Here is a 21605-nt window from a genome sequence, read left to right as displayed (position 1 = left end):
GCGCTGCGGCGCGCGCGCTCAGCCCGCGCGGCGATGCTGCGCCATCGACACCGCCGTGTCGATCGCGGCAAGCAGGCTGCCCGCGTCGGCGCGGCCGGTGCCGGCCAGATCGAGGGCGGTGCCGTGATCGACCGAGGTGCGGATGATCGGCAAGCCGAGCGTGACATTGATGCCTTCGCCGAACGTCGCGTACTTCAACACCGGCAGACCCTGATCGTGGAACATCGCCAGCACGCAGTCGGCCTCTTCGAGATAACGCGGCTGGAACAGCGTGTCGGCCGGATAGGGGCCGCGCGCGTCGATACCCTGGTCGTTCGCGAGCGTGAGCGCCGGCGTGATGACCTCGATTTCCTCGCGGCCCAGATAACCGTTTTCGCCCGCGTGCGGGTTCAGCCCAGTCACGAGAATGCGCGGCGCGGGCAAGCCGAAGTGAAGCCGCAGATCGTGATCGATGATGCGCAGCGTCTCGACGATACCCTCGACCGACAGCGCGGCCGACACGTCCTTGAGCGGCAGATGCGTGGTCGCGAGCGCGACGCGCAACGGACGCTTGCCGGTGCCGGCCAGCATCATCACCACGCGTGGCGTGTGAGTGCGCTCGGCCAGATATTCGGTGTGGCCGGTGAACGGCACACCGGCGTCGTTAATCGTGCTTTTCTGCAGCGGCGCGGTGACGATCGCGTCGAAGATGCCGGCCACCGCGCCGTCGATCGCGCTGTCGAGCAGATCGAGCACGTAGCGGCCGTTGGCGGCGTCCAGCTTGCCCGCGCGCGACGGCGCGCCGAGCGGCTGGTGCTGCACCCGCACGCGCTGGCCGTGTGCCAGCAGCGCGGTCCAATCGACGCCCACCGCACGCGCGCGTTCGGCGAGCAGACCCGCGTCGCCCAGCACGGTGAACTGCGCGTTCGGCCAGTGCGCCGCCGCGCCGGCCAACGCCTGCGCCGTCAGTTCGGGGCCGACGCCGGCGGGCTCGCCGGTCGTGATCGCGATCTGCAAGGGCTGGCTGGTGGACTGGGCGGCGCTCGTCATGATGGTTATTGGACGCTCGACAGCGTGGGCTTCACTTCCACGTAAGCGGTGTCGCGCAGTTCGCGCAGCCAGTCGGCGTAAGCCTGCTCCGCCTTGCGCTGACCGATGGCCTGGCGCGCCAGATCCATTTGCTGCGATACCGAGCCTTCTGCTTCACGGCGGCCCAGCACCTGGATCAGGTGGTAGCCGTATTCGCTGCGCACCGGGTCGCTGATCTGGCCGTCCTGGAGCGAGTTCATCGCGCGCTCGAATTCCGGCACCGTTTCGCCCGGGCTGATCCAGCCGAGGTCGCCGCCTTGCGACGACGAACCGTCCTGCGAGTAGGTGTGTGCGAACTTCGAGAAATCGCCGCCCGCCGCAATCTCACTCTTGATCTCGAGCAGCTTCTGGCGCGCTTGCGGCTCGGACATGCCGTCGCCGACGCGCAGCAGGATGTGGCGCACGTGCGTCTGCACGAGCTTCGGCGCGTCCGCGCTCGTGCCCTGACCGGCGCGGCGATCGACCAGCCGCACGATCTCGAAACCGTCGTTGGTGCGGATCAGATCCGGGCTGACCTCGCCGGGGCGCAGCGTCGACGCGGCCTTGACGAATTCAGGCGGCAGCTTGGACGGCGTGAGGAAACCCAGATCGCCGCCGTTCTTTGCCGCGTCCGGCGCCTGCGAGTTGGACTTCGCGAGCCTCTCGAAATTGGCGCCGCCCTTGGCTTGGGTCAGCAAAGACTGCGCTTTCTGCTGCGCCGCCTCGATGTCCGTCTCCGGCGCGTTCAGCGGCGCCTTCACGAAAATATGCTGTAGATGCAGGTCGCTCGTCTGGCCGGCATTCGGGCCACGCTGACTGGCGATGTAGTTCGCCACCTCGGCGTCCGACACCGTGACCTTGCTGTCCACTTCCTTCTCGCGCAGGCGCGACAGCGTCAGTTCGGTACGCGCGTCGCCGGTGAAGGTGGTCCAGGGCACGCCTTGCGCCTCGATGCGCGCGCGGTACATTTCGAGCGACATGTTGTTCGCCTGGGCGAGCCGCTCGAGCGTTTTTTGCACGGCGGCGTCGTCGATGTTGATGCCGTCTTCCTTCGCCTTCTGCAGCTGGATGCGCTCCAGCACCATCTGGTTGAGCACCTGCTGGCGCAGCTGGTCCATCGGCGGGACCGGCGCGTTCTGCTGGTTCAGCCGGCGCGTGATCAGGCTCATGCGCTCGTCGAGCTCGCGCCGCGTGATGACACCGTTGTTGACCACTGCGGCGATGGTGTCGACCGTCTGGCCGCTACTGCCGCCCAGCGCCTGCGCCTGAACCGGCGCGACCGACAGGAAAGACGCCGCGGCGACGAGACCGGCCGCAAGCGTTGCCAAGCGATGCTTTTTCATGATTGCCACAGATACTCCAATGATGTCGGGCACGCCTGGCCCGTCTTTTCGCATTCAATAAATGATTGGGCGCGCGTCATTCGTAATTCGTGAAGCGAGATTCCGGCGGCGGCGGCGGCGGCAACGGCGTGTAACCCGCCACGCTGTTGCGGAACGCGGTCATCAGCCCGTTATCGACGCTCGACAGGCCCTTGAAGGTCAACTGCGCCAGGAACCGCGTACTCGACTGATTCTGCCCCGAGGTGTTCAGGCCGTTCGCATAGCGCTGGATGCCGGCGCCGAGCGTCCAGCAGTCGGCGTCGTATTGCATGCCGACCAAGCCGTCGACGATCCGGTGGCCGCCCAGGTCGTAGTTGAACCGCGCGACGCCGTACACGCGATGCGTGAGCGGCCACTGTCCCGACACCAGGATCTGGTTGATCGGCTGGTTGTCCAGCGTGGTGTTCGCGCGCGTGTAACGGTACGCGACGTTGATCACCTTGCCGGTCGCCGGACTGAACCCGAAGCCGACGCTCGTCTTCACCAGCTGATTGTTGTCGGCATTATATTGGAACGCCGTTTCCGAGGCGAAACCGGCGCCGAGCTTGAACGACGCACCCGCGATCAGGTCCGAATGCGTGGCCTGCGTGCTGGTCTGGTTCGGCTGCAGCGTGACGCGCTGGTCCTGGAAATAGTACTGCTGCGCGATCACGAAGCGCGCCCGCTCGTCGCCCGTGGCCGGGTTGATGAAGCGCGTGGTGATGGCCGCGGTCAGGCGGTTCGCGTCGGCGATCCGGTCGTTGCCGACGAAGGTGTTCGGCGTGAAGATTTCCGCGAGACCGAAGTCGGAGTCGGCGGTGTCGAAGAGCGGCGCGTTGTCCTGATTGCGGTACGGCGTGTACACGTAGTACAGGCGCGGCTCCAGGGTCTGGATGTAATCGGCGCCGAACACGCGCACCGAGCGCTCGAAAATCAGCCCGGTATCGAAGCTCAGCGTCGGGATCGATTCGGTGAAATTCTTCGGCGTGCCGCGCGCCACGTCGGCGGTGCTGAGGTTGTTCAGGTTGTACGACGCGAAGTGCCACTGCACCTTCGGCGTGACGAAGTAGCCCGGCCCGACCACCGAGTACGACACGTACGGGTTGAACAGCACCCGCTGACCCTGGGTCATGTCCCCGGTGGTGATGCGGAAATTCGTGTAGTCGGCTTCCGTGCCGAAATCGAAGCCGCCGACGTTGTACTTCGCGTACTTCACGTTCAACTGCGGCTCACGGCCGTACGGCGCGACCGACGGTTCGAGCGTCTGCCAGTGCTGTTCGCGCGCGAGCACCGACCACGGCCCGTTGTTGTAGGTCAACCCGGCTTCCTGCTGATACAGGAGCTGGGTGCCGTTCATGAACTGATTGACCGACGACGACAGGTCTTCCGGATACGTGTTGTCCGAAACCCTGTTGTAGTAGATGTAGCCGCCAAACCCGTTGCCGAAGTTCTGGTTGTGCTGGATATACAGCGCGTAGCGGTTGGTCTTGGTCAGGCGATCGTCCGGCAGGAATTCGCCGGTGATCGAGCCGGAATACGTGGGCGACAGATAACGGAACGTGCTCTGCAACTGCACACCGCGCTTGGAGATCAGACGCGGCGTGACCGTCAGATCGCGATTCGGCGCGATGTTGAAGTAATACGGTACCGAGAGTTCGACGCCATTCGACGAACTCAGCGAGAACGTGGGCGGCAACAGCCCGCTGCGCCGCTCGCCCGACAACGGGAACGACAGCCAGGGCGAGGCGAACACCGGCACGCCCTGGAAGAACAGCACGCTGTTGTACGCAACGCCTTCGTCCGCGCCGGTGTCGAAGTCGAACTCGCTGCCCTTGATGTACCAGGCCGGGTTGTCCTCGCACGCGCACGCCGTATAGGTGCCGCGCGTAAACACCGAGCGCTCGTAGTCGAGCAGGTCGACACGCTCCGCGCTGCCCGAGCCGCCCGTCAGGTTGAAGTGATACTTCGGCGAGGTCATGAAGCCTTCGGTCGAATCCACGCGCAGATGCGCTTCCGGACCGATGAAGGTATTGCCGCTGTTGATCACGTGAACCTGGCCGTATGCGTCGGCCATGTCCGTGTCCTGATCGTAGTGCAGCGCGTCGGCCTTGATCACGGCCGTATTGCGGCGCAGCTCGCCCGAGCCCTTGACCGCCAGATCCTGGTCGATGGTGCCGGCGGCGCTGTCGCCGAGCACGAACGTGGCCGGGCTCTGGCCGGCTTGCAGCGGATGATCCTCGAGCTGCGGGGCAAGCCGCATGCCCCACGGGATGTCGATGGATTGCGGCTGCGCGGCTTCCCCCACCAGCTGGGCGTGCGCGAGCGCGGGCATCAGGCCCGGAGCGGCGATCAACGCCGCGACGAGCCGCCTTTTGCGCGGCACTACAGCACAAGAGGGAGTCGTTTGGGAAAGCTTTCTAGGCGGCATGTATCGTTTGGCGAATCGGCCCGTCCGTCAGCTCCTGCAGTCACGATCCACCGCCTGCACACCCCGACCGTGACAGTCGGCTGTACATCAATATTTACAATCTGTCGAACGATGAGGCGGGCGGTAAAGCGGACCACGCGAAAGCCGGCGTGAGTCGCGTCAAAAAAGTCGTGGGGTATTATATGGCAAGACGTTGCCCCTCTGAATTTGCTGCCGGTTTTCATGACGCCCCCCTCTTCCCAAGACACGACCCAAGACTCCACCGACAGCCGTCTCGAACTGCTCAAAGCCTGGCTGCAAGGCCATGCGGCGCGTTATGCGCTCGAGCTCGACACGCTGGTCCCGGCTTCGTCCGACGCCAGTTTTCGCCGCTATTTCCGCCTCGCCGGTAAGGCGGCGGAAGGCGAAAGCGCCACTACCCTGATCGCCGTCGATGCCCCGCCGCCCGAGAAGTCCCGCGAATTCGTGCAGGTCGCCGGCCTGCTCGACGCCGCCGGCGTGCATGTGCCGCGCGTGCTGGAGGCCGATTTCGATGCCGGGCTGATGCTCGTCACCGATCTGGGCACCGCTTCCTACCTCGCTGCGCTGACCGACGCGCGACAGTCCGGCGATTCGCGGCGCGCCCGCACGCTGATGCGCGACGCGCTCGACGCGCTGATCCGCTGGCAACTCAGTTCGCGCGAAAACGTGCTGCCGCCGTTCGACGAAGCATTCCTGCGCCGCGAAATGGAGCTGATGCCGGAGTGGTTCATCGGCCGGCACCTCGCGCGCGAGGTCGACGAAAAAACGCGTGGCGTGCTCGATCGCACGTTCGCGCTGCTGATCGCGAGCGCGCGCGCGCAGCCGCAGGTGTTCATGCTGCGCGATTTCATGCCGCGCAATCTGATGATCGGCGCCGCGCCGAATCCTGTGAACCCCGGCGTGCTGGACTTCCAGGACGCGGTGTTCGGCCCGATCACATATGACGTCGCGTCGCTGCTGCGCGACGCGTTCATCGGCTGGGACGAGGAGTTCGAGCTGGACTGCTTCGTGTACTACTGGGAGCGCGCGAAAAAGGCCGGCCTGCCGGTCGATGCCGATTTCGGCGAGTTCTACCGGCAGATCGAGTGGATGGGGCTGCAACGGCACATCAAGGTGCTGGGCCTGTTCTGCCGGATCAACTACCGGGACGGCAAGCCGCACTACATGAAGGATCTGCCGCGTTTCATCGGCTATGCGCGCAAGGTGGCCGAACGCTATGCGCCGCTGCGTCCGTTCGCGAAGCTGCTCGACGAGCTCGAAGGCCGCGCGAATGAAGTCGGCTACACGTTCTGACCGGCCACCATGTCCCTGAAGAAAGCGATGATTTTCGCCGCGGGCCGCGGCGAGCGTATGCGTCCGTTGACCGACGCGTGCCCCAAACCTTTGCTCGAAGTGGGCGGCAAGCCCCTGATCGTCTGGCAGATCGAACGGCTCGCGCGGGCCGGCTTCCAGACCATCGTGATCAATCATGCGTGGCTCGGCGCGCAACTCGAAGCCGCGCTCGGCGACGGTTCGCGCTGGCAGGTCGAATTGCGCTACTCGGCCGAGCATGAAGCATTGGAGACGGCGGGCGGCATCGCGCAGGCGCTGCCGCTGCTCGAAGATGACGGCGCGAGCGACGTGTTCGTCGCGGTCGCCGGCGACGTGTACGCCGATTTCAATTACGCCGCGCTCGCTGCTCGCGCGCGGCAATTGAAGGCGCAGCCCGCTCCGGGCATGCATCTGGTGATGGTGCCCAATCCGCCGTTTCATCCGAACGGCGACTTTGCTCTGGTCGACGGCGTGCTGTCGCTCGACGCGCAGCCGCGCCTGACGTTCGGCAGCATCGGGCTTTACGACACGCGCATGTTCCGCGGCTTGCCGCGCGGCACGCGGCGCGCGCTCACGCCGTATTACCGCGAGACGATTGCGCGCGGACGCGCGAGCGGCGAGTTGTACGAAGGCTTGTGGGAGAACGTCGGGACGGCGGCTCAACTGCAGGATCTGGATCAGCGCTTGAGGATGCGCTGAGGGCGGCGAATCGGGGCGCAGCGCAAAAAAGCCTCGAGGCGAGCGGCGGTGTCGCGCGAAGGCCGACGTGCCATACCGCGCAAATTCACGCGCGGCATCCGGTTCGCCGGTGAAGCGGACGTACCGCGTTCACCGCTCAAACCGTTCGACTGCTGCGCCCCGCCGCCCGTTGCACAAGCCACCCAGGCGCGGCACTCACCGCCCGCCCTCGCCCGCTCCAATCGTCTCCATCGGCTCGGGTGCCTCTGCCGCACGTTGCTGCTGCAAGGCCCACATCTGCGCAAACAGTCCGTTCGCGCGCAGCAGTTCCGCATGCGTGCCGCGCTCGACGATGCGCCCCTTGTCCATCACGATGATCTGCTGCGCATGCACCACCGTGGATAGCCGGTGCGCGATGATCAGCGTCGTGCGCTCGCGGGCGATCTGATCGAGCTCGTGCTGGATCGCGCGCTCCGAGCGCGAATCGAGCGCAGAGGTCGCTTCATCGAACAGCAGGATCGGCGGATTCTTCAGGATGGTCCGCGCAATCGCCACGCGCTGCTTTTCGCCGCCCGACAATTTCAGGCCGCGCTCGCCGACCGGCGTGTCATAGCCGTTCGGCAGTCCTTCGATGAACTCGTGAATATGCGCCGCGCGCGCCGCCGCAATCACTTCTTCGCGGCTCGCCGATGGCCGGCCGTATGCGATGTTGTAGTAGATCGAATCATTGAACAGCACCGTGTCCTGCGGCACGATGCCGATCGACGCGCGCAGCGAATCCTGCGTGACGTCGCGGATATCCTGAGCGTCGATCGTGATCGCGCCGCCCGTCGCGCGGTCCAGATCATAGAAGCGGAACATCAGCCGCGCGAGCGTGGATTTGCCCGAGCCGCTATGGCCGACCACCGCGGTCGTGGTCCCCGCGGGAATCGTGAAGCTCACGTCGTGCAGAATCTGGCGCGCCGGCTCGTACGCGAAGTTTACGTGCTCGAAGCGCACCTGCGCACCGCGCACTTGCAATGGTGGCGCATCGGGCAGGTCCGGCACTTCCTGCGCCGCGCCGAGCAGCGTGAACATACGGTCCATGTCGGTAAGACTCTGCTTCAGTTCGCGATACACGACGCCGAGAAAATTCAGCGGAATATAAAGCTGCAGCATGAAGGTGTTGATCAGCACCAGATCGCCGAGCGTGAGGCGCCCGGCCATCACGCCTTGCGTCGCGCGCCAGAGGATGAACACGAGCCCCGTGCCGATGATCGCCTGCTGCCCGAAGTTCAGCGCCGACAGCGAACGCTGCGATTTGATCGCCGCCGTGCGATAGCGCTTGAGGTTTTCATCGTAGCGGCTCGCTTCCCACTCTTCGTTGCCGAAGTACTTGACGGTCTCGTAGTTGAGCAGCGAATCGATGGCGCGCGAGTTGGCTTTCGAATCGAGATCGTTCATCGTGCGGCGAAAATGCGTGCGCCACTCGGTGACCTTCACCGTGAACACGATGTACACCGCGAGCGCGATGAACGTGACGATCGCGTAATACGCCTCATATTTGACGACGAAAAAGCCGAGCACGAGGCTGACTTCGACGAGCGTCGGCAGGATGCTGTAGAGCGAATACGAGATCAGTTGCGTGATGCCGCGCGTGCCGCGTTCGATGTCGCGCGACATGCCGCCCGTCTGCCGTTCGAGATGAAACCGCAGCGACAGCGCATGCAGATGGCGAAACACCTTCAGCGCGAGTTGCCGCACCGCGCTCTCGGTCACTTTCGAAAACAGCATCTCGCGCAGTTCGGTGAAGAGCGACGTGGACAGCCGCACCACCGCATACGCGACCACCAGCAGCCCAACGCCGCCGAGCAGCACGATGCCCGGCGCGTCGTGCGCGCGGCCGAGCGCGGTGAGATGCTGGACCGACGCGAGGCTGTCGACGATGCGCTTCATCACGATCGGCACGCCCAGATTGGCGACCTTCGCGCCGATCAGGCAACTGAGCGCGAAGCCGACTCGCCATTTATACGTGGCGAGGTAAGGCAGCAGCGACAGGATCGTCTGCCAGTCGTTGCGAGGCTGGGTGGAAATCGGCGAGGGTTCGGACGAGGGCGTGCGGCGCATGGGGATCTGCAAGGGGGAGTGTGTGAAAATGCCGGAGCTCCCGCGACAATAGCGGCGCGTCGGGTGCGGCCTGCCGAGCCGGCACACCGCTTATTGACGCACGACCTCGCTGAACGCTTTCCCGTACAATTCCTGATCTTTCTATTGTCGCAGAAGCCGGCTGGCGCCGCTTTTCATGGGCTGTCCGGCCATCGGTTGCACGTTGGCCGCGCGGCCGTCCCATCTGCCCGGGTCGCCCCGCCGATGGTGCAGTCGTCGTGAAATCCCCGCCTGCCGGTCGAGCCGACCGAGCCAATACGTTTCTCAAGGGTGCCCCGATGACCGATCTTCTTCAACTCCCGCAAAAGCCCTGTGCGCTGCGCGTCGTGCCGCAACCGTCGGACGCGAACGTCCACGGCGACGTGTTCGGCGGCTGGATCATGGCGCAGGTGGACATTGCCGGCTCGATCCCGGCGAGCCGTCGCGCCAACGGGCGGGTGGCGACCATCGCGGTCAATTCGTTCGTGTTCAAGCAGCCGGTGTTCGTCGGCGACCTATTGAGCTTTTACGCGGATATCGTCAAGACGGGCAATACGTCGGTCACGGTGTCGGTCGAGGTCTACGCGCAGCGCATGAGCCTGACCGAAGATCTCGTGAAGGTCACCGAGGCGATCCTCACCTACGTCGCTACCGATAGCGACCGCCGCCCGCGCGCACTGCCGGTGCTCGACTGAGTGGCTGAGTTGACTGGCTGAAGCGAGCCACTCGAGCACAAATGGAAAGAGGCGCCTTTGGCGCCTCTTTCCGTTTCATACCTTGAAGTTGCAGATGTGGCGGCACGCTCGGGACCGGGCGGACGCGGTCGGGCTTCGCTACGGCATACTGGCTTACTGGCTCGCCGCCGCGCCGATGCCCGCTTTCTTCTGCGCGTTCTGGATGTCGTTCGGATAGTTCGGATAGTTCGGATCGTTGCGCGACGGCTGATAGCCGGTTTCTTCGATGTTCCTTCGATGTTTCGTCGGTGCTTCGTCATGCCCCAGCAAGTCCCCGGATGGGAACCACGAATATATGCGACCGAAATTCATGCGCAAATCGCTTTGACCCGCGCAGGCAGTGGCTAGGCCGCCCGGCTCGACACTGCGGACGCGCCATCGCCGCGCAAATAAACATCGACCTGCGCTTCGATCCACTGCGCGAAATGCGTCTGGCGGGCATTGAGAATTTCGCGCTGCTGCCACACCAGCCAGTATGGATAGCGATACGGAACGCGGATCGTGGTGATCTGCACCAACGCACCTTGCGCCAACGCATGCGCGACCAGACTGCGTCGCTCGAGCGCGATGCCTTGGCCCAGCAGCACCGCGCCGATCGCGATGTTCGAATCGTTGGCCGACAGCACCACGGCTTCCGCCGGCGGCGGCGCGATGTGCGCCGCGTGGCACCAGTCGGCCCACGGCGCATCGGGGCTGGAGATCAGCGGGCAGGCGACCACGTCCTCGGCGCTGATGGGAAAGCGGCCGTCCGGTGCGAGCGCGAACTGAGGCGCGGCAACGACCACCATGTCGTCGTCGAACAATTTTTGTTGCGCGACGTCGGGCCAATGCCCTTGTCCCATGCGGATGCCGATGTCGACCGCGCTCTGGCGAAAATCCTCGACCTGCAGGCTGGTCAACAGGCGCACCCGATAGTACGGGTGCGCTTCGCGAAAGCTCGCGAGCCGCGGCACGAGCCAGTGCTGCGCGAACGACGGCAGGGTCGAGATCACCAGTTCGCTCTCCTGCGGGCGCGCCTGCGCACGGCCCGTGGCCTCGGTGATATCGCGCAGTGCGGCGCGGATGTCCAGCGCATACAGGCGCCCTTCGTCGGTGAGGCGCAACCCGCGCGCCTCGCGGATGAACAGCGTGATACCCATCGCGTCCTCCAGCGCCCTGATCTGCTGGCTCACCGCCGAGTGCGTCACGTGCAATTCGCGCGCGGCCTGAGTGACGCGGCCCAGACGGGCGACGGCTTCGAAACAGCGGAGCGCGGTAAGCGGCGGGATGGGCTTCATGTTAGAAATTCTGACGTAGGTCGTCGGTAATTGTCGCTTCTTTTGGCGCGCGGAGACGCTTAATCTATCGTCTGAGGCGCCAGGCATCGCACTGGACGAGAAGCGCCGCGGCGCGGCCCGCTCAGGCGCGCAATGATAGAACTTCTAACGGGAAACACATGAAACTGATCGGAATGCTCGATTCGCCCTACGTACGCCGGGTCGCCATCTGCCTCAAATTGCTGAAGCTCGACTTCGAACACGCGTCGATCTCGGTGTTCAGCACGTACGACCAGTTCGCGCAGATCAACCCGGTCGTCAAGGCGCCGACGCTGATCGCCGACAACGGCAGCACGGTGATGGAGTCATCGGTGATCCTGCAGTACCTGGCGACGCTGGCCGGACCCGGGCAGCGGCTCTTCTCCACTGTGCCGGAGGATGCTTTGCGCGCCGCCCGTCTATCGGGGCTCGCGCTCGCGGCGTGCGAGAAGAGCATCCAGATCGTCTACGAGCGCAATCTGCGGCCGGTGGAAAAGCAGCACGAGCCTTGGCTCGAGCGCGTGCGCGCGCAACTGCTCGCCGCTTACGCCGAACTCGAACGCGAGGTGGCGGCGGCCGCGCTGCCGATCGAGCAGGAGCAGTTCGACGCGGCGGACGTCACCGTGGCGGTGAGCTGGCATTTCACGCAGATGATGCTGCCGGAAATCGTCGATAAAGCCGCGTACCCGCACTTGCAGGCGTTTTCGGCGCTGGCGGAGGACTTGCCGGTTTTCGTGGAGACGCCCGCGGTGTGACAACGGCGGTGCGGGAAACGCGGCCTGTCATCGACAATGCGGCGTACGAGGATGAACTGGAACGCGCCGCCGATTGGCCCGGCAGTGATGTGCCGCTTCGCAGCGCCTCGATTGCCGCTGCGAGCCGCTCCCTACGCGCCAATCAAGCCGGCTCCAGCTCCCGCCCCACGCCTCCTTGCAACAACTCGGAAATCGCGTCGGTCGATAACGGCCGCGCGAAGTAGAAGCCCTGCATCTCGTCGCACGCGCGCTCTTTCAGGAAGTCGAGTTGCGCCGACGTTTCGACGCCTTCCGCGATCACGTGCAGCTTCAGCGAGTGCGCCAGCGCGATGATGGCCGAGGTGATCGTCTCGTCGTCGCCTGACACGCCGATGTCCGACACAAACGAGCGGTCGATCTTCAGCCGGTCCACCGGGAAGCGTTTCAGATAGCTGAGGCTTGAATAGCCGGTGCCGAAGTCGTCGATCGCGAGGCCGATGCCGAGCGCGTGCAACTCGTTGAGCATCAACACCGCTTCCTCGGCGTTCCGCATGATGGTGCTTTCGGTCAGCTCCAGTTCGAGGTAGCGCGGCTCCAGACCGGTCTCGGTCAGCACCTGCGTCACCAGCTTCGCGATATCGCGCTGCTGGAATACACGCGCCGACAGATTCACCGACACCCGCGTCGGCGGCAAGCCCTCATCCTGCCAGGCCTTGTTCTGGCGGCATGCTTCACGCAGCACCCATTCGGACAGCGGCCCGATCAGCCCGCTCTCTTCCGCCAACGGAATGAATGCCGACGGCAACACCAGGCCGTCTTCCGGATCGTGCCAGCGCACCAGTGCCTCGATGCCGACAATCTGTCCGCTGCCGATATCCACCTGCGGCTGGTAGTGCAGCAGGAATTCATCGTCACGCAACGCACGGCGCAGGCGCCGTTCGAGATTCAGACGCGCGCCCGCGCTCGCATTCATCTCCGGCTGATAGAACTGGAACGTATTGCGGCCCATGTCCTTCGCGCGATACATCGCGAGGTCGGCCTTTTGCATCAGCGATTCGGCGTCGTCGCCGTCTTGCGGGAACAGGCTCGCGCCCATGCTGCAACCCACGTACAGCTCGGTGCCGTCGAGCCACACCGGCTCGGAGATCGACGAGCGCACGCGCTCCATCCATGCGATCAGCGACTGTTCATCGACGGTGTCGGTGATCACGATCACGAACTCGTCGCCGCCGTGCCGCGCCACCGTGTCGCTGGTGCGCGAGCAGCGCGCGAGGCGCTCGGCGACCACCCGCAGCAGCCGGTCGCCAACGTTATGGCCGAGCGTGTCGTTGACGTTCTTGAAACCGTCGAGATCGAGGAACACGACGGCGACGCCGTTGTGATGCCGCCGCGCGACGACCAGCGCCTGCTCGAGCCGGTCGCGCAGCAGGTTGCGGTTCGGCAGGCGCGTGAGGCTGTCGTAGTTGGCCTGGTATTCGAGTTGTTCCTGATAGCGGATCAGATCGGTCACGTCGTTGATCACGCCGATGTGATGGGTGATCAAGCCTTCCGCATTGGGCACCGGCGCGATGAACAGCTGATTCCAAAACAGCGCGCCGTCCTTGCGATAGTTGCGCAGCACCGCGCTGACCTCGCGGTTCGCCGCGAGCGCCTGGCGGATCAGCGCGACGCCTTCCTGGTCGCGGTCATCGCGTTGCAACACGCGGCAATCGTGGCCGATCACCTCGGCGGGATCGTAGCCGGTGATGCGCATGAACGCCGGGTTCACATATTCGATCAGATTGCCGGCCGGCGACGGCGCCGTGATCAGAATCGCGTTGACGCTCGCGTCGAGCGCGCGGCTTTGCAGACGCAACGCGAGATCGGCGCGCTTGCGCTCGGTGATGTCCGTATAGGAACCGAGCACGCCGATCACGCGGCCCTCGCCGTCGGTGAACGGCAGCTTGCTCGTGACGGTGGTGCGGTGCACGCCGTCGATCACCAGGTCGACCTCGAAGTTCATCTTCGGCACGCCGGTGCTCACCACTTCCTGGTCGTGGTCGCCCAGCAGATCGGCGAACGCGCGCCACGGCATATCGGCATCGCGCCTGCCCACCACCTGCTCGGGATAGGCGAGCCCGGCATCGCGCGCGAACGCCATGTTGCAGCCGAGATAGCGCGACTCGAGGTCCTTCCAGAAGATGCGCTGCGGGATGTTGTCGATCACCGCTTCGAGCATCTGGTTCGAGCGCTGCGCCTCGGCTTCGGCGTTGATCTGGTCGGTGACGTCGTCGGCGAGCACGAAGAGCGACGCGCGGCCCATGAAGTTCAGCGCGTGATACGAGATATCGACGCTGATGAGCGAGCCGTCCTTGCGCCGGTGATGCCAGATGCCCGCCATCGTGCGGCCGTGCGGGATCGCGTCCTGGCGTTGCAGGTGCGATTCGAGCCGCGAGACTTCGCCATGCGTGCGGATTGCGCGAATCGTCATGCCGAGAAATTCGTGCTCCGAGTATCCGTATTGCTGGATCGCAGCCGCGTTGACGGCGAGAAAGCGCAGCGTCTCGCGATCGAAGATGTACATCGGCACCGGATGCTCGTCGAACAGGCCGCGAAAGCGTTCATCGTGGCGCCCGAGCGCGCGCACGCTGCGCAGTTTTTCGCGCGCGCTGTTTTCGCGGGCGCCGAACGTGAAGATGAGGAGCATGCCGCCGGCCAGCATCGTCACGATCAGCAGAAACATCGCGCGCTGGGTTTCGCTCGCCGAGACCGCGAGCGCTTTCTGCAACGCGCGGTTTTCCTCGCTGCGCAGCGCGGCCAGCGCGGCTTCCACGCGATCGAGTTCGAGCCCGAGGCGGGTGTAGGCCGACGCCGCCCACGCGCGCGACGCATCCGGCTGGGCGCTGGCGCTTTTCAACAGCGCGTCGTCGATGTCGTGCTGCAGCGCGTGGCTGTTCGCGCTCAGCCTCGCCAGCGCGTCGAGCATCGGCGGTTCGCCGGCCAGCTCCTGACGCAGCTCTTGCTCCAGGCCGGCGAGCGTCGTGGTCATCGCGGCGGCCGCCTTGACCGGCGCGGGCTCGCCCGATGCCTCGAAGCGGCCTAGCGCGGCCAGTGCGCCGTCGAGCGTCGTGTGATACGCGTCGAGGTTCTGGCGCACGCTCGTCGAGCGCAGCATGCGCGCGTCGGCATCGCGCTGACCGCCAATCTGCATGTAGGCGACGAACGCGTTCGCACCGACCGCGGCGACGACCACCGCTATGTTGATCAGCAGCCGCTTCGATAAGAAAAGAGTCATGGATTCCGAACGTCAATCGTTCCGAGGGCGGGAGCGCGCGGTCGTTCTCGGTGCGTCGGGCCGCATCGATGCGAGTCTTTTTACGCGCCAACCCATGGATAACGGCAACTTCCGGAACGGAGTTGAGGGTGGGGAATGAAAAAAACCGGGGGTGGGCGCGCAATGACGGATAGCGTGTGGCGGATCGCGCTCGCCCAGTCGTGCATGGGCGGCTGCGCTCGCTAGCCGCGCTGCACGCGCCTCGCCGCCGCTACCCCGCCGCGCCGAATTCCTTCATCGCCGGGACGAAGTCGTGATTGGCTTCCGGCTTGCGCGACAATTTGGCGAGCACGTAGCGCTTGAACGGATCGAGTTCGGCCCAGCGAGCCGCGCTCGGCGCGACGAGGCCGGCCAGCCCGGCCTGAAGGGTGACGCCTTCGGGCACGCTGTCCGTGTGGCGCCACGTGGGCGACTCGTCGGGCGTGAACCACTCCGGCTCGACGTTCGCGTGCGTGCGCAGCATCTCGAACAGCGCGTGATCGAAATTCGGTTCGATTTCCGCGTCGTCCTCGACCGGGAAGCGCGCCAGCAGCTTGCGGTCTTCGAGTGGCAGCAACTGCCACTGGGCGAGCGTGATGCGCAGCCCGAAACGGTCGAGATTGAAGCGCACCGACATCGGGATGTAGGTGAAATTCTCCGAAGACGCGACTTCGAAGTTGAACAGAAGCGGTGCTTCGTTGAGTCCCATGACAAGGCTCCTCCTGATGGCGCACAGCGTGCAAGCGCAGCTTGAGGTATTTTAGAACCTTATTCGCGCGACAGCGGCTCGGCCGGGGTTGCCGGTGGCGCAGGGCAACCTCGGGAACCGCTACGCGCGCGCAGCATCGCACAGGAGTCGAGCATTGAACGAACAGGAAACAGCTGGACAGCCGGGCGCGGTGGAGCGCCAGGTGCACCGGCATCGCGGCGCGGCGGTCGAAACCGTCACCGATCACGTCGGTCAGGAATGGCCGGTCGCGCTCGTCTTCAACGGTATTTCGCACGCGGTGATGATGTGTACCCCGCGCGATCTCGAAGCATTCGCGGTCGGCTTTGCGATTTCGGAAGGCATCGTCGAGCGCGGCAGCGATATTCAGGACATCGAGATCGAACTGCATGACGACGATGAATTGCCGCATGCCGAAGTGCAATTGCAGGTCGTCCAGCAGGCGTTCGTCGCGCTGAAGGAGAAGCGCCGCGCGCTCGCCGGGCGCACCGGCTGCGGCGTCTGCGGCATCGAAAGCATCGATCTTCTCGATCTGAAACCGGAGCGGGTGCCCGACACCGGCTTTCTGCAACGGCTCGCGCCGGACGCGATCGCCCGCGCCGCCCGCGAACTGCCCGAACACCAGGCGCTCACGCGCTTGACCGGCGGCCTGCACGCGGCCGCATGGTGCGACGCGGCGGGCGCAATCCGCTACGCGTTCGAGGACGTCGGCCGTCACAACGCGCTAGACAAGCTGATCGGCCAGCTCGTGCTCGATCGCGCGAACACCCGCGACGGCTTCGTGTTTCTGTCGAGCCGTGCGAGCTACGAGCTGGTGCGCAAGGCCGCGCGCGTCGACGTGCCGATGCTCGCGACGATCTCCGCGCCGTCGTCGCTGGCGATTGCGATTGCCCGCAAGGCGGGCGTGCGGCTCGTCAGCTTCTGCCGTGAAACCAGCTTCGTCGATTACGACACGTGGCAACCGGCGCAGCCTTGAGCGGTTGAGGCGCCACGAGCGCGCTGGCAACCCCGCGCCCGTGTGCTGCACGCCTCAGGCGCGGCGCGTCAATCGAACTGCCGGAAGTCCGGCTTGCGCTTCTCGAAGAACGCCTTGAACGCCTCGCGCGCTTCCGGCGCGAGCAGCATCTTGCCGAAGTGCACGGCTTCTTCCGACATCTGCGTATGCAGTTCCTGATGGCTCGCGCGCTTCATCAAACTCTTCGTCACGCGCAGCGACGACGCTGGCAGCGCGGCCAGCTTCGCGGCCTGCGCGGCAGCGAACGCGTCGACTTCAGCCGCCGGCAGCACGCGATTCACGAAGCCCATGCGCTGCGCTTCGGCGGCGTCGAACGCTTCGCCGAGCAGCAGCTTTTCCGCCGCCGCCTGATAGCCGCCCACGCGCTGCAACAGCAAGCTCGACGCCGCTTCCGGGCACAGGCCGAGCTGCGTGAACGGCAACGAGAAGCTCGCCGTGTCGGCGGCGTAGACGAGGTCGCAATGCAGCAGCAAGGTCGTGCCGATGCCCACCGCCGGCCCAGCCACCGACGCCACCACCGGCTTTTCCGCCGAGCTGATCGCGCGCAGGAACTGGAACACGGGTGCGTTTTCGCCCATCGGCGGCGTCTTCATGAAGTCTTCGAGATCGTTGCCAGCGCTGAAAATGCCGGCGCTGCCGCGAATCAGGATCGCGCGCACGGACGTGTCGGCGTGCGCTTGAACCATCGCGTCGGCCATCGTCTGATACATCGCGGACGTAATCGCGTTCTTCTTGCCGGGCCGGTTGAAGGCAATTGTCAGCACGCCGTCCGCGCGCTCGGCCAGGATATCCATCGTCATCTCCTTCCTCTCCTCGTACTCTTGCTGAGAATGTAAAAACGGTTCGCAAGCCGGGCGGCCTGCGAACCGTTCTGCGGTCCTTGACGGACAAGCGCGGGCATCATCTCGCCGATGACCGCGCGGACCGGGGCGTACAGCCGCCAAGCCGGTTACAGGCGCTCGATGATGCCCGCCGCGCCCATGCCGGTGCCGACGCACATCGTCACCATGCCGTACTTGTAGTTGCGGCGGCGCAGGCCGTGCACCACCGTCGACGCACGAATCGCGCCCGTCGCGCCGAGCGGGTGGCCGAGGGCGATCGCGCCGCCGAGCGGGTTGATCTTCGACGGGTCCAGCCCGAGGTCCTGAATGACCGCCAGCGATTGCGCGGCGAACGCTTCGTTCAGCTCGATCCAGTCGAGATCGTCCTGCTTCAGGCCCGCGGCCTTCAGCGCGGCTGGAATCGCTTCCTTCGGGCCGATGCCCATGATTTCCGGCGGCATGCCGCGCACCGCGAAGCTCACGAAGCGCGCGAGCGGCGTCAGGTTGAACTGCTTGAGCATCTTCTCCGACACGATAATCAACGCGCCCGCCCCGTCCGACGTCTGCGAGCTGTTGCCCGCCGTCACGGAACCCTTGTTCGCGAACACCGCGCGCAGCTTCGCCAGACCTTCGAGCGACGTTTCCGCGCGCGGGCCTTCGTCGAGCGACACTTCGCGCGTCTGCACACGCACTTCGCCGGTCGCGAGATCGGGGAAGCGTTCGGTGATCGTGTACGCGGCGATTTCGTCGTTGAACTCGCCGGCCTGCTGTGCGGCGATCGCGCGGCGGTGCGATTCGACCGAGAACGCGTCCTGCGCTTCACGGCTGATCTTCCAGCGCTCGGCGACTTTCTCCGCGGTCAGGCCCATGCCGTATGCGATGCCGATGTCTTCGTTGCGATCGAAGATATGTGGCGACAGCGACGGCTTGTTGCCCATCATCGGCACCATGCTCATCGATTCGCAGCCGCCCGCGATCATTGCGTCCGATTCGCCGACGCGAATGCGGTCGGCGGCCATCGCCAGCGCGGTCAGGCCCGACGCGCAGAAGCGGTTCACCGTGACGCCGCCGACCGTGTTCGGCAGGCCGGCCAGCAGCGCGCCGATACGCGCGACGTTCAGCCCCTGTTCGGCTTCGGGAATCGCGCAGCCGACGATCGCGTCTTCGATCACCTTGGTGTCGAGACCGGGCACTTGCGCCACGGCCGATTTGATCGCGTGCACCAGCAGTTCGTCGGGGCGCGTGTTCTTGAACATCCCGCGCGGCGCCTTGCCGATCGGCGTACGGCTCGCGGCGACGATGTATGCGTCTTGCAATTGCTTTGCCATTTGAGACTCCTTTGTCGGCCAGCGTTAGCGCTTTAGCGCTTACGCTGGTCCCATGCGACTCCGTTGCGGTCGGCCAGCGTTAGCGCTTTAGCGCTTACGCTGGCCCCATGCGACTCTGTTGCGGTCGGCCAGCGTTAGCGCTTTAGCGCTTACATTGGCCCCATGCAACCCTGTTCCGGTCGGCGGGAGTTAGCGCTTTGGCGCCTACTCCCACCCCATGCATATGTATGCGATTGCTCGTCGCTTCAGTTGCGCACCGGCTTACCAGTCTGCAGCATGCCCATGATCCGCTCCTGCGTCTTCTGCGTGCCGAGCAGGTCGACAAACGCACGACGCTCGAGTTGCAGCAGCCATTCTTCATCGACAAGACTGCCCGCTTCCACATCGCCGCCGCACACCGCTTCCGCGATGCGGCTGGCAATCAGGAAGTCATGCTCGCTGATGAAACGGCCATCGCGCATGTTGACGAGCGACGCCTTGATGGTCGAGATCGCCGAGCGGCCCGCGACCGGCACCTGCGTTACCCGCAGCGGCGGACGATAACCCGCCGCCATCAGTGCGCGCGCTTCCTTCTTCGCGACGTCGAGCAGTTCGAACACGTTGAAGACGATCGTATCGGACGGCTTCAGGTAGCCCATCGCGCGGGCATCGAGTGCGGACGCCGAGACCTTCGCCATCGCCGCGTTTTCGAACGACTTCTGCACGAACTTCAGCAGATCGCTGGTCGCGCCGACCTGCGTGGCAGCTTCCGCCGCGCGTACCGCCGCTTCTTTCAGGCCGCCGCCCGCCGGCACGAGACCCACGCCGACTTCCACGAGACCCATATAGCTTTCGATGTGCGCAACGCGCTTCGCGCTGTGCAGCGCCAGCTCACATCCGCCGCCGAGCGCGATGCCCGACACCGCCGAGATCACCGGCACGCTCGCGTACTTCACGCGCAACATGCCTTGCTGGAACTTCTGCACGAACGGCTCGATGCCCTTCGCGCCGCCCATCATGAACGCGGGTAGCGCTTCTTCGAGGTTGGCGCCTGCCGAGAACGGGCCGCCCGGCGTGCCGAGCTTCAGCGACGTCGGCTGCCACACCACGAGGCCCTTGTAGTCCTTCTCGGCCAGTTCGATCGCCTGCGTCAGACCGTCGATCACCGACGGTCCGATCGTGTTCATCTTGCTCTTGAACGACACGATCAACACATCGTTCTCGCCCGCGCGATCATCGACCCATCCGCGCACGGCATCGGTTTCGAACAGCGTCTTGCCGTAGGTCTTCGGATCGGCCGTCGTGTCGCCGACCAGCGGCGCGCGGAACACCTGCCTCTCATACACGGACAGCGACGAACGCGGCACAAACGTCTTCGAAGCCGGCGACCACGAACCGTCGTTCGTATGCACGCCGCCCTTCTCCGCGACCACACCTCCCAGCACCCACGACGGCAACGGCACGTTCGACAGCGCCTTGCCCGCCGCGATGTCTTCCTGCACCCATTCGGCGACCTGCTTCCAGCCGGCCGTCTGCCAACCTTCGAACGGGCCTTCGTTCCAGCCGAAGCCCCAGCGGATCGCGAGATCGACGTCGCGCGCGTTGTCGGCGATCGACTCCAGATGCACGCCGATGTAGTGATACACGTCGCGGAAAATCGCCCACAGGAACTGCGCCTGGGGGTGCTCCGATTCGCGCAGCAGCTTCAGGCGCTCGGCCGCCGGGCGCTTCAGAATGCGGCCAACCAGTTCGTCCGCCTTCGCGCCGCCGTCGACGTACTCGCCCGTCTTCGGGTCGAGCACCTTGATCGCCTTGCCTTCCTTCTTGTAGAAGCCCGCGCCGGTCTTCTGACCCAGCGCGCCCTTCTTCACCAGTTCGGCCAGCACGGCCGGCGTGTCGTAGACCGGAAAGAAGGGGTCGTCCTTCAGCGTGTCCTGCATCGTCTTGATGACGTGCGCCATCGTGTCGAGACCGACCACGTCGGCGGTGCGGAACGTGGCCGACTTCGCGCGGCCCAGACGCGCGCCGGTCAGGTCGTCCACCTCGTCGAAACGCAGACCGAACTTCGCCGCTTCCGTAATCACGGCGAGGATCGAGAAAATGCCGACGCGGTTGGCGATGAAATTCGGCGTGTCTTTCGCGCGCACGACCCCCTTGCCGACCGCGCTCGTGAGGAACGTTTCGAGTTGGTCGAGAATTTCCGGACGCGTCGTCGCGGTCGGGATCAGTTCGACCAGGTGCATGTAGCGCGGCGGATTGAAGAAGTGCACACCGCAGAAACGCGCCTTCAGTTCGGCCGGGAAGCCATCCGACAAAGCCGTGATCGACAGGCCCGACGTGTTGGTCGCGAAGATGGCGTTCGGGCCGATGTGCGGCGCGACCTTTTTGTACAGGTCGTGCTTCCAGTCCATGCGTTCGGCGATCGCTTCGATCACGACGTCGCATTCGGCGAGCTTCGCGATGTCGTCGTCGTAATTGGCCGGCTGGATGTATTGCGCGTCGTCCTTCACGCCGAACGGCGCCGGCGACAGCTTTTTCAGATTCTCGATCGCCTTCAGCGCGATCGCATTCTTCGGGCCTTCCCTGGCCGGCAGATCAAAAAGAAGCACAGGCACCTTGGCGTTGATCAGGTGCGCTGCGATCTGCGCGCCCATCACGCCGGCGCCGAGCACGGCTACCTTGCGAATGATCAGATTGCTCACGTCGTTCC

15 protein-coding genes and 1 pseudogene are annotated in these 21605 nt (G+C 65.1%); 5 read left to right on the top strand and 11 right to left on the bottom strand.

The annotated features are described in order from the left end of the window. Positions 1–18 precede the first annotated feature (18 nt). The 3 genes from pdxA to HV770_RS35740 all read right to left on the bottom strand — a co-directional run bounded on the left by pdxA (position 19) and on the right by HV770_RS35740 (position 4836). The gene (gene pdxA, locus HV770_RS35750) at positions 19–1029 is read right to left on the bottom strand and encodes a 4-hydroxythreonine-4-phosphate dehydrogenase PdxA (RefSeq protein WP_175166152.1); all 1011 of its coding nucleotides are present in this window, start codon (positions 1027–1029) and stop codon (positions 19–21) included. A gap of 5 nt (positions 1030–1034) precedes the next feature. Next, the gene (locus HV770_RS35745) at positions 1035–2399 is read right to left on the bottom strand and encodes a peptidylprolyl isomerase (protein WP_175166151.1); all 1365 of its coding nucleotides are present in this window, start codon (positions 2397–2399) and stop codon (positions 1035–1037) included. Between the two features lie 67 nt (positions 2400–2466). After that, positions 2467–4836 carry an LPS-assembly protein LptD gene (locus HV770_RS35740; RefSeq protein ID WP_175166150.1) on the bottom strand — a complete coding sequence of 790 codons (2370 nt, stop codon included), beginning with the start codon at positions 4834–4836 and terminating at the stop codon, positions 2467–2469. A 222-nt stretch (positions 4837–5058) separates the two neighbouring features. On the opposite strand from HV770_RS35740, the gene HV770_RS35735 reads away from it, so the two are divergent. After that, positions 5059–6150 (top strand): aminoglycoside phosphotransferase family protein, encoded by a 1092-nt coding sequence (locus HV770_RS35735; protein WP_175166149.1) that lies wholly within the window; start codon positions 5059–5061, stop codon positions 6148–6150. A gap of 9 nt (positions 6151–6159) precedes the next feature. Continuing rightward, complete coding sequence (gene murU / locus HV770_RS35730; protein WP_175166148.1) at positions 6160–6867, top strand: N-acetylmuramate alpha-1-phosphate uridylyltransferase MurU; 708 nt, start codon at positions 6160–6162, stop codon at positions 6865–6867. A 195-nt stretch (positions 6868–7062) separates the two neighbouring features. Here murU and HV770_RS35725 read toward each other — a convergent pair whose 3' ends face one another. Beyond that, positions 7063–8952, bottom strand: coding sequence for an ABCB family ABC transporter ATP-binding protein/permease (locus HV770_RS35725; RefSeq protein ID WP_175166147.1), 1890 nt, complete (start codon positions 8950–8952; stop codon positions 7063–7065). A 317-nt stretch (positions 8953–9269) separates the two neighbouring features. On the opposite strand from HV770_RS35725, the gene HV770_RS35720 reads away from it, so the two are divergent. After that, positions 9270–9665, top strand: a complete 396-nt coding sequence (locus tag HV770_RS35720) for an acyl-CoA thioesterase (protein ID WP_121316527.1) — start codon at positions 9270–9272, stop codon at positions 9663–9665. A 153-nt stretch (positions 9666–9818) separates the two neighbouring features. On the opposite strand, the pseudogene HV770_RS35715 reads toward HV770_RS35720, so the two are convergent. Both HV770_RS35715 and HV770_RS35710 read right to left on the bottom strand, forming a co-directional pair. Beyond that, a pseudogene (locus tag HV770_RS35715) lies at positions 9819–9929 on the bottom strand (DUF4148 domain-containing protein); the annotation flags it as partial. 119 nt (positions 9930–10048) lie between these two features. Continuing rightward, the gene (locus HV770_RS35710) at positions 10049–10981 is read right to left on the bottom strand and encodes a LysR substrate-binding domain-containing protein (RefSeq protein WP_175166146.1); all 933 of its coding nucleotides are present in this window, start codon (positions 10979–10981) and stop codon (positions 10049–10051) included. 158 nt (positions 10982–11139) lie between these two features. Here HV770_RS35710 and HV770_RS35705 point away from each other — a divergent pair, with 158 nt between their 5' ends. Continuing rightward, on the top strand, positions 11140–11754 hold the full coding sequence (locus tag HV770_RS35705) for a glutathione S-transferase (RefSeq protein WP_175166145.1): 615 nt from the start codon (positions 11140–11142) through the stop codon (positions 11752–11754). Between the two features lie 142 nt (positions 11755–11896). Here HV770_RS35705 and HV770_RS35700 read toward each other — a convergent pair whose 3' ends face one another. Together HV770_RS35700 and HV770_RS35695 are read right to left on the bottom strand one after the other, a co-directional pair. Further along, positions 11897–15007 (bottom strand): sensor domain-containing protein, encoded by a 3111-nt coding sequence (locus HV770_RS35700; protein WP_175166144.1) that lies wholly within the window; start codon positions 15005–15007, stop codon positions 11897–11899. Positions 15008–15257: 250 nt separating this feature from the next. Continuing rightward, on the bottom strand, positions 15258–15734 hold the full coding sequence (locus HV770_RS35695; RefSeq protein WP_175166143.1) for a nitrate reductase associated protein: 477 nt from the start codon (positions 15732–15734) through the stop codon (positions 15258–15260). Between the two features lie 154 nt (positions 15735–15888). Here HV770_RS35695 and fdhD point away from each other — a divergent pair, with 154 nt between their 5' ends. Next, on the top strand, positions 15889–16728 hold the full coding sequence (fdhD, locus tag HV770_RS35690; protein WP_175166142.1) for a formate dehydrogenase accessory sulfurtransferase FdhD: 840 nt from the start codon (positions 15889–15891) through the stop codon (positions 16726–16728). A 68-nt stretch (positions 16729–16796) separates the two neighbouring features. On the opposite strand, the gene HV770_RS35685 is transcribed toward fdhD, so the two are convergent. The 3 genes from HV770_RS35685 to HV770_RS35675 all read right to left on the bottom strand — a co-directional run bounded on the left by HV770_RS35685 (position 16797) and on the right by HV770_RS35675 (position 21597). Beyond that, complete coding sequence (locus HV770_RS35685) at positions 16797–17567, bottom strand: enoyl-CoA hydratase (protein ID WP_175166141.1); 771 nt, start codon at positions 17565–17567, stop codon at positions 16797–16799. A gap of 149 nt (positions 17568–17716) precedes the next feature. Then, positions 17717–18916 carry an acetyl-CoA C-acyltransferase gene (locus HV770_RS35680; protein ID WP_175166140.1) on the bottom strand — a complete coding sequence of 400 codons (1200 nt, stop codon included), beginning with the start codon at positions 18914–18916 and terminating at the stop codon, positions 17717–17719. A gap of 245 nt (positions 18917–19161) precedes the next feature. Further along, the gene (locus tag HV770_RS35675; RefSeq protein ID WP_175166139.1) at positions 19162–21597 is read right to left on the bottom strand and encodes a 3-hydroxyacyl-CoA dehydrogenase/enoyl-CoA hydratase family protein; all 2436 of its coding nucleotides are present in this window, start codon (positions 21595–21597) and stop codon (positions 19162–19164) included. Positions 21598–21605: the final 8 nt, after the last annotated feature.

The sequence above is a fragment of the Paraburkholderia fynbosensis genome (assembly GCF_902859935.1).
GTDB classification, from domain to species: Bacteria; Pseudomonadota; Gammaproteobacteria; order Burkholderiales; family Burkholderiaceae; genus Paraburkholderia; species Paraburkholderia fynbosensis.
This window is presented reverse-complemented; position numbering and strand designations above follow the sequence as displayed.

Bases quoted from the DNA above. Each gene is read 5' to 3' on its own strand.
- HV770_RS35705 (WP_175166145.1), top strand. From the start codon at position 11,140: ATGAAACTGATCGGAATGCTCGATTCGCCCTACGTACGCCGGGTCGCC.
- HV770_RS35725 (WP_175166147.1), bottom strand. From the start codon at position 8,952: ATGCGCCGCACGCCCTCGTCCGAACCCTCGCCGATTTCCACCCAGCCT.
- HV770_RS35740 (WP_175166150.1), bottom strand. From the start codon at position 4,836: ATGCCGCCTAGAAAGCTTTCCCAAACGACTCCCTCTTGTGCTGTAGTG.
- HV770_RS35700 (WP_175166144.1), bottom strand. From the start codon at position 15,007: ATGACTCTTTTCTTATCGAAGCGGCTGCTGATCAACATAGCGGTGGTC.
- HV770_RS35735 (WP_175166149.1), top strand. From the start codon at position 5,059: ATGACGCCCCCCTCTTCCCAAGACACGACCCAAGACTCCACCGACAGC.
- HV770_RS35720 (WP_121316527.1), top strand. From the start codon at position 9,270: ATGACCGATCTTCTTCAACTCCCGCAAAAGCCCTGTGCGCTGCGCGTC.
- HV770_RS35695 (WP_175166143.1), bottom strand. From the start codon at position 15,734: ATGGGACTCAACGAAGCACCGCTTCTGTTCAACTTCGAAGTCGCGTCT.
- HV770_RS35680 (WP_175166140.1), bottom strand. From the start codon at position 18,916: ATGGCAAAGCAATTGCAAGACGCATACATCGTCGCCGCGAGCCGTACG.
- murU (WP_175166148.1), top strand. From the start codon at position 6,160: ATGTCCCTGAAGAAAGCGATGATTTTCGCCGCGGGCCGCGGCGAGCGT.
- pdxA (WP_175166152.1), bottom strand. From the start codon at position 1,029: ATGACGAGCGCCGCCCAGTCCACCAGCCAGCCCTTGCAGATCGCGATC.
- HV770_RS35685 (WP_175166141.1), bottom strand. From the start codon at position 17,567: ATGACGATGGATATCCTGGCCGAGCGCGCGGACGGCGTGCTGACAATT.
- HV770_RS35710 (WP_175166146.1), bottom strand. From the start codon at position 10,981: ATGAAGCCCATCCCGCCGCTTACCGCGCTCCGCTGTTTCGAAGCCGTC.